Genomic DNA, 13,200 nt, shown 5'->3' on the forward strand with positions numbered 1-13,200 from the left:
CTTCAGTTACTGTAGGTGAAATCACTGTTATATTTGCTTCTTTACCACTAGAGGATACCTCAGATACGTTAAGAAGATATTCTTTAAACCTTTCGTATAAACCGATATCATCTAAGATTTTATTAATTAAATAACTTCCCAAACTAACAGCGAAAAAGGTTAATACTTCAAACCCTGCATGACGTCTGATTCTAGTACAGTAAATTGGGATATTAAGTAGCTTGCTCATTTCTTTAGAATCTAAATATAACTTAATTTCATTTGTTCTGTAGGCATCGAACAAAATCTCCATAGGGGGTAAATTTGTTCCGTCAGACTCATTTATGGAAAATCCTCCATCAGAATAAGTTGCGCTAAAACCGCCATCCTCTATATACTGTCTTATCTCCGTTTCGTTATTATCTTGTTTCAATTCAATAATTGCCATTACAGATAAACAATCTAGCTCCGATTCGTAAACTATTTCTGTGTCACTAACTACTCCAATAGGTTCCTTAGTTATGTCGTGGTCTTTAAATAAAGGTTTACCTTTAGAATTTTCTGCAACAATAATAAGTTCCTCTATTTTAGCACTATACCCATATGTATTTTCTTGGGTTGTCATGATTCTAGCTTTAAAAATTTTACTCATATCCCATGCCTCGTTTCATTCCATAGACCTTTCGTCTCTTTTCCACTTGAATCTATAAATTTTCAAACCTTTAGGAAAGTAGTATTAATTTTATTCCTGTGAACCAAATAAAGATTGTGTGTGATGTAAGATAATGTTGCAAAGAGGAAATCTGCTGTACTTTTATGACGAGGTTAATGTAGGTTTATTCTTTGTAAGAAAAATTTTTAGGTTCTTTTATTTAGAAAGTCGAGCCAACCAAAAACAACTGACCATATCTATATACACTTTATAAGAAACGTTCCTGATAATTGTTAGTTATTATAGATGTTTACCAATATGCGCTATTAATATTTTGCCATCAGCAATATTATCAGAACCAGGATGAAAATATATTCTATCAAATCGAAATTTACTGTCTCCAGGTAAACCAGTCCTGTCAATTTTTGTGTGAGGCTCACATTTCAGTCTTACAGTTTCTCCATTATTAGACTCGAAGTCAAAAGTAAATCTTTTTCTTGCCGATTCGGAGTCACCCTCTAATGTACAGGCTATCTTTGAAAAGGATGAAAATACTTCCAAGACCTTATTTAGTCCTTCTCTTCTATAGGCCGCAAAAATTTCATTAAATTCATCATTCAAGGCAGATAGGTGTCTATCTATTTCAATAATATATCTATTCACAGGTGCACTTAATGTTTTTAAAGATTCTATTAGCTTAGGGTGAAAATATAAATTAGGGTAACATACCTGTACAAATTCTAAAAATTCTTCGGGGGTTCTTACTCGCATTATATAGAAACGGTATGATTTTAATAAATCATTGTAATTTGTAATATGTAATTCAACACTATCACTGATAAGGCAAACCAATGCCTGTGGTGTTGGGGCCTGTAAATTTTTAACATTTTGTATAATGTCAATATATCTTTCATCACTAATACTAGAAGCTTGATCGATTAACTTCCGAAGAATTAGCCTTTCATCTTTGTATTTAGAAGAATTGTCATTATATAACCATTCCCATAGTTTTTTTTCATTCAAAAAACTCATTTCGTATATTTGATCATTTCTATATATTTTTTCTTTGTTTTCTATAATCTTTTCTCTGACATATTCCAGTTCATATATCCTATCATAAAAATTACTGTCATCTATCAGTTCAACATTAAATGAGCTATTTTCTAAAAAAAGTTCTAAAATCATTTCTTTTTTTCTCTCCTAATCAAGAATAATTCCTTTGAATCTAGTTGTTCTTGATCAAAAAATCCTACTGGCCACTCTGAAAGTTCTCCGAACTGATTAACTAACAAAGGTTTAACATTAATTCCTTGATCGTTTTGCGAAAAGAAGTTAATCTTTACTTGGTCTGCCACATTATTTGCAGCCATCTGAAGTCGTGCTCCGTTTACAACATGCTCACTGTGCGTTTCTATAATTATTTGTACCCCACACTGTGATAATAAGGCTAGAAACCGGCCTATCCTAGATTGGCTCATTGGATGAAGATGTGCTTCAGGGTTTTCTATTATCATAGTTGATCTGTTTTTTGTTGATAAGAGTAACCCCTCTACTATTATGGGTAGAACATAACTGATTCCAAAGCCGGTGTTAGGTGGGGGAAAGAAATTTGTATCGAGTGAATTGTTCTTATACTCCATAGAAACAGCATTAAGCTCTTCTATAACTCTATATCCAACTTCTTGATGTGGAAGAATAAAGTTTAACCAAGCTTGTACTTGGTGAGAAAAGCGATTTGACTGTTGTTCAATTTTAAGTAACTCATTTACTTCAATTCTTGTGGTATCAGCTTGAAATATAACAAATGAAACATATTCCCCTTGATAACCTACTGTTAAACTTGATGAGGTACACATTTCTAGTGACTTTCTTGGTCCCAACCTTTCTGCATGAATATAACTAAGTTCGTTAGACACGGGAATTGAATCAAACTTATCAGTGGAGATATAATCGATGGAACCCTTTAGCAAATGAGAGGCATATTTTGCATCATAATTAAATTTAAGCACAATTTCATCTGAAATACCTCTTAACCTAAGCAAAATGTTGTCTGAGATTGGGTTACTCGAAAATACATTTAAAGCTTTTCCGAGTTGCATCATATATAAACCATTAATTCTTAAGTCAAAAAACTCGTATTTACGCTCTAACATATTCCTGCTAATAATTGTTTCGATAGATTGCCTAGCTAGAAGAATTGCTTGTATAATTGTTGACTTTCCCGAAGCATTTCCACCAACTAATAAAGTTAATGGTGCAAAGTCTATTCTATGATTATTAAAACATTTAAAATTCATAAGATGCAGCTCACTAATCATTAGTCATTAACCCCTCAATAATTTTTTTCATCACTGAGAATTGAACTTTTATACGTGAAGGATCCCCCGTACCTTTTGATAGGGACTCATTAAATACATTGTTCTTATCTATTTCTGTTGCTAATCTCTTTTTAGCTATATCTCTCCAATCATGATTTGAAAGTTTATCATAATCGTAGTCTGCTAAAATAACACTCATACACGTAAATAGTGACTTATTTATAGGCTTTCTTTTGTTGTCACGTATAGAGACTCGTCGAAAAGCGTCATCCCCAAAAAGTAAATAAGCCGTTTTCATGGCATTTAGGAATTTTCGTCTGTAGTATTTTAACTTTTGTACACGTGCATTATCTATGTTATCACATGCCTGATCCAGAAAAGTATCCATCCCTTTTTTATATTTAACTTCTCCAGTCTCAGGATTATACGCTTCAAAGAAGGCGATAAACCTTAATACTAACTCTTGTGCCTGCATTCGTAAATCGCTCATATTGTTTGTTGCAACTTTAAATTCATCGGAAGTTACTAAGCTTGATAAATACTTCCTTGTGTTTTCTTGTATCGTTGAATTTCTTATCTCTTGAGCATTTAAAGGCATACCACCAGTATTAATTCTTCTAAAGATATCATACTTTACTTGAACTGGTGTCAATGAGTCGATGACATTCACATACAAAGTTGTTGTTGTTATTCTGTTTTTATACTTATGATCGATTATGTCGTAATTATATTTGTTTAGCCCAGGCCTACCAAACTTTTTGCCATTACTGTGTTTTAAGTATTCCAATCCAGTAAGAGAAAACTCATCATAAATAAACTCATAAATAGTATTCATTCTTTGAAGGCCATCAACAACATGCCACACAGAAAATTGATCCTCATAAACATAAAATACTGGTAGTGGAATTCGAAGCATTAATGATTCTATCAAAAGTGATTTTCTTTTCTTATCAGTCCATACTTTACGTCTTTGGAATCCCGGGTTCAGATTTAATTGCTCACTATCTATCATTTCTACCATTTGTTTTATGGATATTGGTTTGTAGTCAACACGTATTCTATCAGCATCAAATGGTTTTTCCTCTTCTTCTTGTGCACCGTTTGTTTGTGGGTTATCGTCACTATCTTCAAATTCTTCTTCCAGATCATCATTAGTTATTTCTTCCCAGTCAATATATTTCACAAACCAACCACCTTTCACAAGAATTAATTCAAAATTTAAATTACACATTTCACTCATTCGTTGTAAATATTTAAATTCCTTTGTTAAATTATTAATTGATTAATGTGTAACACTCTTTCCCAAAGAAGGACAATGTCCTATATGTTATTGGTTTTATTACAAAACTTTATTATTCTATAAAGAACTACCACCCTTTCATAAGAGGGATATTTTAATATAGTCCTCCACTTAGCAAAATACTGCCGAAGCCACGGCCCAACCAATAACTTAACTTATTTGGATGCACACAAATAGAAACAGAGTTAAGACCCATCCCCTTCCAAGAGTGATACTACGGCTTTTTCTATAGCTCTTACTTCCAATTACACATAGCAAATCAGAAAAAAGCACTGGCGAACCTTGCTGTATCGTCAAATTGTCCTCTTTTCGATAGCCACCCGTGCACAGTTTTTTCAAAGATCCGCTAGCCCTTGCCACTCCTGGAATAAAGTGTGTTGTCAGATGACTTTGGGGCAGTGGCCGGAGTTGGAAGAACTATGCGGCAACCGCCGCCCATTGGTCCACCGGTTCATGAAGCTAAAGTGGCTGCAACTGAAGCCACTACTTGGAAGAAGCTGTGCCAAACAGCAACCGCTCACCCAAGGCCCTTGCCATAATCCCACGAAGGTCAGCGAGCACGTTGCCTGCCGGGGGAGTGCCTAAAGGAAAGTCCATTAATCCGGCAGGCAAGGTGCGGCCTAATGCTACGGAGAACCGACCCTGGCAGGGCTGGAGCTTTCCCGCTGAGCGGGAGATCGGAAGACCATAACCATTAAGCTGGCAGTCACCGGGCAGCCCAAGGCAAGTGGGCACAGCTAATAAGTGGGCCATATGGTGTCTGCCGACAGTGAAGAACTTTAATCCGTGGCCAACGGCAGCGGTCCAACAGGTGAGCCGGACCTGAAATTGGGCCGGTGGCGGTGGCTTCCAATGGCCCTAGTAGGCGGAAATTCGCCCCAAAGATGCAACGGCGCTTATAGGCGGTTGCACACACCCGGCCGTGGCTGACCAAAAAAATATCCCGGCCCGAAGCCGGGATATTCTGGCTATACAATTGGCCGTGCCTCCTGAACCTGCCTGTGTGCGCTGCGCTCTGCTGCGTAGTGAGCAAGCTCGGCCATAGCCACGAAGGCAATGTGCTTGCAGATGACTTCACGCCGCATGTAATCTTCGCAGGTGCAGGTATAAACACTGCCACTTTTAATATGAACAGTGTACTTCTTACTGCCATAGCGAACATGGCCACCAATCTTTACACCGGACTTACCAAATACGCGAATACCAACCTCAAACTGCCAACTGGCCTGCAAACCAGCCAGCGCTCTGCTGAACCTACCATCTTCAACCTTGCCCAAAAGCTTTCTTAACATGCCCTTCAACCTCCCATTTTCTTCAACAAATACGGAGCCGGTGCCTGGTCTGTCAAGGATGGAGGCGGCAGCCGGAAAGTGAAAAAATTTTTTCACTATTTCCCCATCTTTTACCCCAGGGGTGAAAATTTTTGCAACGGCCCTTGATAGGCCAGGCATTGCCTCTTCCCATCAGGGACAACTAACACAAGATTTCCCGATGCCGAGAGAGAATGCCCATAACAGGGGCTGCGGGAAATCTCAGCAGAGCAGCAGCCGCCGCCCTGACCACCGGTGCTTGGAGCGGGGAGCAGCGGCAAAGGCGCAGTACAATGGGGGGAAATGGGAGGCGGACCCTAAAGCATGCTGCGAATCGGCATAACGGGTAGCTAAGGAAGGTAGTTGAAAAAGCCCTCCGGCCCCATGATTGGGGTTGGGGGGCTGGGGTTGAAGGACCGTAATTGCAAGGCAGCTAGTAGGCCCTTCCATAAGAACAGGCCCAAACATGGCCTATTAGCTGCCTGACATGCAATAAGACCCGAATGTAGGGCAGTTACCGGCGACCCAAAATACCGGCAGTACAAGTGCCGGTATCTGCCGACCAAATAAAGGACCCGCAAACCTGACAAGCACTTTGCCAGCAGGCCGTAGACCCAGGACTTCTACCCGAAAGCGGCTGTTGGCAATGTGCGGCCCACGACATGCAGCATAGCCCCTTAAGGCCGGAGCAGTCGCAAGAGCAGTGCGATTGCCGGGGCAAGGACCTACAGAGGCTAGCCAGTTACCGGGGGGCTATGTTCCCGAGAGAAATACCTTGGGCCGCCCTGGTATCTGGCTGACCCGATTATTTTGCTTAAAATCAAAGCAACCAGTAGCAACTGCCGACCGGTAACGGGGCTTATAAGCTGGCTGTTGGTACCGGTTGCTTCCGATACAACCACCCGTGAGAGTTGCAGCTACCATACTAATTTGTCATTATCTATGGTAATATCAGCAATTAAATCTTCTACATAAAAATGAAAGCCCCGAAAAGATCAGGGCTCGTTAGTTGATTTAATGTAGTATTATATTTTAAATAACTACCCCCTCCGCTTCATACATTCACGGCAGATTCCTTCTTTCGAAAGTTTATAATAGGTGACCATGTCTCTCTCATAAAACTCCCCACCACAGTTAGTGCAACAATATTTACCCGCTCCCATCGGTGGATAATTTTGTACTTTTTTCTCTGAAAGGCCTATTATAGGCGAAACGTGTGGTTTAGGGTAGCGTTCCCTTGGTAACCATGGTTGATGTTGATTTGGTTTGCTTCCCTGTCTGATTCTACTCTCTACAAAGACCTTATTCTGTCCCTTTTGCTTTTCCCTAGTAGCTTTCAGTTCTGCCAGAACTCTTTCCGCTTCCGCATATTTATCCTTCCAGTCCTTTTCTTGCTCAAAGAACCAGACGTTTCTTTTTTCTGATATGCAGACTTCCTCTATTTTTCCTTCCAACAGATCACCTGGTAAATAAACTGTAACGTGGTCGGTTTCCTTAAGGGCTCTGGCCATAACAATTTTATTCTCAGAAGTAAAAAAATAATTAATTGACCCTTTTGTTGTTCCATTCTTAGGTAACTCAAAAACTATTTTATTTTCTACAATGTTTTGATACCACTTGTTGGCATAAAACCTATCAATCCCTGTATCTTTAATGAGATTACGATCAATACTCTTCACCTTAAGTCGGTTTTCAGATGGAATTATTTTGTACCTCTCCCCGGAAACCAACCATAAATCATCAATTTTTTTCTGGCGGTAATAGTCTAATTTTTCCCTTAAGGTTGCTACTTTGATATGACCACAATAAAACTCTACTGCCCAACATCTTCCGTCCGGGTACTTTATCAAAATATCACAGGGACTACTCAACCCAGGTAATAATGCTTCAATTTCAACTTCCGCCTTATCTTTGAACCTACTCTGTAAAAATGAAAAAAGCAATGCTTTTCCCTTCATGTGCTCTTCTGTTTCCTGATTACCAGGACAATTGGCACGATTGCTATGGGCAAAATGGTGAATCTTTACATGGCCAAATTTACAGATTACTGGCTCAAAACAAATAGGACACAAGGCTTGATTGTTACACATCTCCCTTAATTCTTCCTTGCGGTTCTCCCATGCTAAATCTGTAGCTAATATTTTATTTCCATTTAACAGGGCTGTTAGCATTTTAATCACCATGCCTTAATTGCATTACGTTTGACTACAATTAATAATATTGAGTGTTTAAACAGTGCACACCTTGAAAAAAACCTTGCTAAATTTCGCAACATTCTCACATCTAAAATCTCGAAAAACAGCTCCTAAAGTTTATCCAATCGTTGCCCCATATTCAATTTTAACGGTTCAGTCACTACCCAAACCCTATAAAACCCACCTTTACAGGTGGGCATTTAAGTTTTACTCCTTTTGAGATTTAGTGGAATCACCTTTCCTTCTGAGGCTAACATCCCTTCCGGTAAATTGCATAATTGTTCTATCTCATGTTGCGGCAGCTTTAGTGCATCGAGGATGTCTGCCGGTGATTGCACACCATTATCTATTAGCATTTTTACCCCTTGCCTTAAAATGCTAGGAAATTCTGGTACAAGAATATCGTCAAATGGTTCCCTTGTTTTCCACTTTCTAAAATTAATCTGCCTAAAAAGGTAGCTATATTGGTTTTCAGATAATATACCGAGATCTCGACAGCGCATGATCATTGCTTGAATGGATACCTTCCAACGTCTTTTGAGAGTTAAGAAATGTTCGAGAGAAGTAGATAGAACTTCCTGACCAAAGGTATCTTCGGGCATTAAGAATGCTGAGGCAAAATGATGCGCCTCCATTTCTATCTTCTTTAATGATTTTGGGTCAATTAGTTGCGAATGGTCGACCCACATATGAAGAAGGAGGTGCGCTAACTCATGAGCAGCATCAAACCTGGAGCGTACTGCAGACTCTTTGTCATTGCTTAAGAAAATGAAAGGTCTATCCCCACGCCATTGTGAACACGCATCAGTTCTTTGATCACTAAATGTTGCTCTTGACACAACAATTCCATGCTTTTCCAGTACCAATATCAGGTTATTGATTGGACCTAGACCTACCCCGAGTTCCTTACGGACCTGTCTAGCTAGTTCCTCAATTTCTTCAAGCTCCAGATGATCATTAGTCTTAAGCTTCGGTAAGTTTACCGTTGGAAAATTGATAAATTCATTGAGGTACAAATAAATATCTTCAAGCCATCCGGCTCTAACCAATAGCATATCCCTAGATTTTTTAGTGGCAGAAGTTAGCTTTCTAAAGAATGTAGCACCAGCAGGTGCATAATTCTTAGTGGGGTTAGAAAAAAATGATAAAGGAAAATCTAACACCTCTATCATTTTTCTAAATACCTCGGCACTTGGGACTGTGTGGCCAAGTTCAAATTGAGATATCGCTTGCCGCGATACCCCAATCACTTCAGCCAATTCCACAATGGATAATCCTTTCGACAGCCTAGCCTCCCTTAATCTCTCAGGCACAGGCGCAGCTAAACGCTGCCAGTTGTTACTACGATCCAATTTTCAGCACTCCCTGACTTGTCACATGTTCTTTAAAGCTAAGCTGAATTTCTTCGGTAACTATATCTTCTTGGGTTAAGTCTACAAGATGAGGTTCATTAAGTAAATTGATATATGCAAGCCACCCTTTAATCATAGGTTGAGGAACACCTAATCCAATAAAATCCGGCACACTGCCTTTATATCCATGTGTAAGTAACATATAGTAAGGCGCATCTCTAGTATAAGAATTTGCATTGTCAAAATCAAATGATAGTTGATTTAAACTGAGATTGTTGCGAAAGATCGCAAATCTAGGTATAGCATATTCAGAAACAACCTGACTAATTGTAATCACACACTGATTGGTAATCAGCTCAAGATGACTACAATTCTTTCTGGCATTTGGTGCTATCCTGTAAGCCAGAGGGAATTTTCCAGTATCAATCAATCTTTTTAACTCAAAATCCACCGCTACTCGCCTTAAATCTCTTAATAGATCATAGCCTACTTCCCAGTTTAGCAGTTCTTGTTGCTGGTACAACTGTTCAACTAATGAATAGGCCCGTTTAATGACAGGAACCAACTGAGAACGAATCTGAATGGGCATCTCCTGTTCTAACAATGTCCTGGCATGTCGTACTATCATTCGTACCTCCTGCTTGACAAAATATGGTTGAAAGTATTTTTACATTATTTTTATTATTTGTCAAGTAAAACAACGTTGATTTCTACTTTGTAAACTAAATTTAGCTTAAGCTATTCCCTCCAGGAGGAAATAACTGCTACTAACAAAAAATAAAGCCGCCCTGTTGGACAGCCGATATCAAATAAGACTATCGTGTTAAAATCAAAATTTTAAAATTCCGGGGCTTGGGTAATAAGAAACCTTAAGCACAGTTAACCTGTCTATCTATCCTTTCATTACCCACTATCCCGGTTAAGTGGTCACCTTCCTTATTATCATCTCAATATACTTCCAGTCTCCCTCAGCGGGAAATATAATATGACTCTTATTAAAGTCTTCCTCCGTGATTTCATCTTTCCACCAGCTTATTTGATTGTATGGTGTTTGTGAAATAATGAAAGAATTCAAAATTACTTTAGCATCACCCAAGCGGGTTTCTATCTCTTTTATGGTCTTATAAAACTCTACCTTCGGATCTTTAAATCCATCCGTGTTCCGAAGCCCTTTAGGGTCAACAAAGGTTATATATTGCTTACCCCCTATAATTAACCACAAGATAAAGTCCGGGTGAAAGTTATTGGCCTCGAAGAAACCTGTACCCCGCCCTCGGCCTTGATTCCGTAACAGGTATAATTCTTTGTCTTCAAAGAATTTTGGATTATTACTATAATATTTACGAAGTGCCAAAACAAAGTCCTTTTCCCCTTTGTTTAGGGGGACTGGGGTCACTTCTACAATTTCTCCGGTGAGGTGAATTAATGGCTTATACAGATGACGGTCAAAAATAATAGAGTCTACCCTGTCAAATGAGAAGTCATGAAAAACTCCGTCATTGAATGCCTTTTTTAGTTCACTTAACTTATGAATTAAATCTTCTTGGTCCTGATTGATACGGAATTTGTATTCGTCAAAGAAATTTCCTGACTTCCCCTCGGCAGCCAGTTTACTGCGATACTCCTCCAAATCCACCAGTTCCATTCTTTCCCCTTCCCAGGCACCTTTGTGGTATTTATAGTAACGTTCACAATATTTTTTCAACAGGGCAACAGCAATCTCTTGCCAACGCCTTACCCGGGTAAAGTCAGTAAATTCTAATTCAACCTTGGGGATATATAACACATACCATTCTTCTTTTTGATGAAACAGGTCTTGTATTTGTTGCCGTGAAAGGCTTAAATTATACCAACCTTGCTGGTTTTTGTAGTGATGGAGCTCAAAGAAAATATTATCCCAGTTAAGAAAGCTCAAATGCCCAGAAGTAAGCTTGTCGGTGTGTTTTACTATACTATTAGCATTACTTGTAGACTTACCACTACTTATGGCCTGCAGCTTGGGGTAATAATCCACAACTACCGGCCTTTTTAACAGCACCTTATTGGGTCTTCCTAATACCGGATTAGGCCCATTTTTCTTGAAATCCAAACCATCTTTGAGCTTTAGAAATTTTAAGTTGCGCCCCGGTGTTAACCTAATAACCGGAAGTGTGACTTCTACCTTTTTATCATCCGCCGGTAAGCCCTCTTCCTCCAGATACTCCTGAAATTGTCTCATATAGTCGGCCCGGATGCCAAATACATTCAGGTTCTCTACCTTATTGATATAGTCCGGTGTACCAGGGCCCAATACGGTCCGCTTCAAGCTGAAATCCTTCCCCTTTAGGCGAACTCCCCGGCCAAAGAGCTGGATAATTTCGGAGCCTTCATTTTTCCCCACGTTCATTAATCCCATTGTGCTGACCCGCCAACTATTCCAACCTTCGGAAAACTTCTTTGAGCCAATCAATATATTAACTTTGCAATTCTTGTCATTTAGGGATCTGAACAGGGAATCACTGAAGTCAAGGGATGTCGTGTGTAACCCCTTCTCTTCACACAACTTAGTTAGTTCACTGTCATCTCCCACATTAATAACTCCAAAGTATTCATTATTTGCTATCCGGAGCCCAATCTCACCGGTTTGTTTAAAACGCTCCACACGTAAAGTGCCAGGAATCAGGGCATTGAAAAGAGACTTTAACATATCTTGATACAAAGTTTCCGGGGTAAAACCCTGCTTAATTAGATAGCTGAAGGCCCCGGCAAAAATATCCCGTCCTTTATGATCCGGTAAATCAGGGTGATTTTCTAACAGACGTTTTAGGTGGCGTTGGGTTAAATAAGGTTTACTGATAAACTCATTTAAAAATATTAAAATTTCAACCACGTCTGAAACCTTGTTTTTACTTTCCGTCCGCACTGCGGTAACCTTGCTGCCAACAAAAACCAAAAGCGGCTTTTCCAACAGATAGGGAGCATAATCCTGCTTTTTATCCTGATAGAGTCTTAATTGTTGGTAAAAGGTCACTAGACATGCCGTTAGATATCGCAGGCGGATTTCATCATCACTGTCATCGGCCAGATTTAAAATTTGATAATCCTTGCCATAGCCGTCCTTATAAAAATATTTATATGAGTAATCAAACAGAATACATTTGGCGTATTCCTGTGTCAGTAAAGTCTTATTGGCGGCTTTCATGGCCTGGCCAAAGGTGGCGGAGTATTCAAAGGAAAAACCCTCGGCACACAGCTTATCGCGCTTGGCTTTCCAATCCTCGCCGCTGGATCCCCGGTGCCCCTCATCTACCAGCACCAGGTTGTTACCCTCGAAGGCCTCCACTGCCACGGTTTTTTCGCCCATTTCATCCTTTAACTTGTGGATGTCAATGATTTCAATATATTGACCTTTATATAATCCAGCACCATCCTTGGTAAATACTTGGGCCGGTAGACCGGACAAGGCAAATTCTGCTTCGTGCTGGATTGATAATCCTTCATTCGGGGTCAATAGAATTATTCGACTTAGTTCTTTCTCCCTGCCATGCAATGCCAGGTAATGGCGGTATTGCAGAATGTTTGCATGCATTAACAGGGTTTTACCGGAGCCGGTGGCATTCCAAAAAGCCAATTTTCTTAAGTCTTCAAGAGTATGGGAGCTAATCTTGTCAGCTTTAGCTACCCCAGCATTAAACTTCTCAACCCAGTCATTTAGGTCAAACAACAGTTTCTCAGGATTACGAAAAAACCGGTCTAGATATATTTCTGTAAAGAGTAGGGATAGGTATTGAAAGTATTTCCAGGTGACCGTTCTTTCCCTCTTGCCTCTAATAGTTAGTGTATGACGAACAATATTCTGGTCATAGCTTAAAAGAAGGTCCTTAGGTAACTGAACACGATCATAAAGACGGTTAGTCAGGTGATGATGAAAGCGAGAGACATTGTCTTCGTCCAAACCCTCCCATTCAGGACCCTTCATACCCTGGGCTAGATCCTCCAGTTTGTTTACCTCAAAGAGACTTAGCAGGTACTGATTTAAAACCAACCTTTGATCAAAGCGTAAAGGCGGGGGAGTGGTGACAGTCTGGGTTGCTGTTCTTCTTGGCATTGTTTTA

12 protein-coding genes are annotated in these 13,200 nt (G+C 39.6%); 1 reads left to right on the forward strand and 11 read right to left on the reverse strand.

Going from position 1 to position 13,200, the window contains the following annotated elements; translation table 11 throughout:
• From P6N53_RS11520 to P6N53_RS11545, 6 genes are all read right to left on the reverse strand, one after another.
• The coding region (locus P6N53_RS11520; RefSeq protein WP_304543276.1) for a hypothetical protein at positions 1-631 on the reverse strand (631 nt) is incomplete at its 3' end.
• A 300-nt stretch (positions 632-931) separates the two neighbouring features.
• The gene (locus P6N53_RS11525; protein ID WP_304543277.1) at positions 932-1,816 is read right to left on the reverse strand and encodes a hypothetical protein; all 885 of its coding nucleotides are present in this window, start codon (positions 1,814-1,816) and stop codon (positions 932-934) included.
• Positions 1,813-2,949 (reverse strand): AAA family ATPase, encoded by a 1,137-nt coding sequence (locus P6N53_RS11530; protein WP_304543278.1) that lies wholly within the window; start codon positions 2,947-2,949, stop codon positions 1,813-1,815. The genes P6N53_RS11525 and P6N53_RS11530 overlap by 4 nt, the downstream gene beginning before the upstream one ends.
• Positions 2,942-4,132, reverse strand: coding sequence for a DUF262 domain-containing protein (locus tag P6N53_RS11535; protein ID WP_304543280.1), 1,191 nt, complete (start codon positions 4,130-4,132; stop codon positions 2,942-2,944). The genes P6N53_RS11530 and P6N53_RS11535 overlap by 8 nt, the downstream gene beginning before the upstream one ends.
• Before the next feature lie 600 nt (positions 4,133-4,732).
• Entirely contained in the window at positions 4,733-5,002 is a 270-nt protein-coding gene (locus P6N53_RS11540) for a hypothetical protein (RefSeq protein ID WP_304543282.1), read from the reverse strand.
• A 215-nt stretch (positions 5,003-5,217) separates the two neighbouring features.
• Positions 5,218-5,637, reverse strand: a complete 420-nt coding sequence (locus tag P6N53_RS11545; RefSeq protein ID WP_304543284.1) for an SWIM zinc finger family protein — start codon at positions 5,635-5,637, stop codon at positions 5,218-5,220.
• A gap of 25 nt (positions 5,638-5,662) precedes the next feature.
• Between P6N53_RS11545 and P6N53_RS11550 the strand changes: the two genes are divergently transcribed.
• Positions 5,663-5,902 carry a hypothetical protein gene (locus tag P6N53_RS11550; RefSeq protein WP_304543286.1) on the forward strand — a complete coding sequence of 80 codons (240 nt, stop codon included), beginning with the start codon at positions 5,663-5,665 and terminating at the stop codon, positions 5,900-5,902.
• A 171-nt stretch (positions 5,903-6,073) separates the two neighbouring features.
• Here P6N53_RS11550 and P6N53_RS11555 read toward each other — a convergent pair whose 3' ends face one another.
• From P6N53_RS11555 to P6N53_RS11575, 5 genes are all read right to left on the reverse strand, one after another.
• Entirely contained in the window at positions 6,074-6,223 is a 150-nt protein-coding gene (locus tag P6N53_RS11555; protein WP_304543288.1) for a hypothetical protein, read from the reverse strand.
• 376 nt (positions 6,224-6,599) lie between these two features.
• Complete coding sequence (locus P6N53_RS11560) at positions 6,600-7,730, reverse strand: competence protein CoiA (RefSeq protein WP_304543289.1); 1,131 nt, start codon at positions 7,728-7,730, stop codon at positions 6,600-6,602.
• A gap of 224 nt (positions 7,731-7,954) precedes the next feature.
• Entirely contained in the window at positions 7,955-9,106 is a 1,152-nt protein-coding gene (locus P6N53_RS11565) for an XRE family transcriptional regulator (RefSeq protein WP_304543292.1), read from the reverse strand.
• Positions 9,096-9,734, reverse strand: a complete 639-nt coding sequence (locus tag P6N53_RS11570; RefSeq protein WP_304543293.1) for a hypothetical protein — start codon at positions 9,732-9,734, stop codon at positions 9,096-9,098. Before P6N53_RS11570 ends, P6N53_RS11565 begins: the two co-directional genes overlap by 11 nt.
• Before the next feature lie 291 nt (positions 9,735-10,025).
• Positions 10,026-13,193, reverse strand: coding sequence for a DEAD/DEAH box helicase family protein (locus P6N53_RS11575; RefSeq protein ID WP_304543295.1), 3,168 nt, complete (start codon positions 13,191-13,193; stop codon positions 10,026-10,028).
• Between the last annotated feature and the right edge of the window lie 7 nt (positions 13,194-13,200).

The sequence above is a fragment of the Desulforamulus aquiferis genome, from assembly GCF_030577015.1.
Classification (GTDB): Bacteria; Bacillota; Desulfotomaculia; order Desulfotomaculales; family Desulfotomaculaceae; genus Desulfotomaculum; species Desulfotomaculum aquiferis.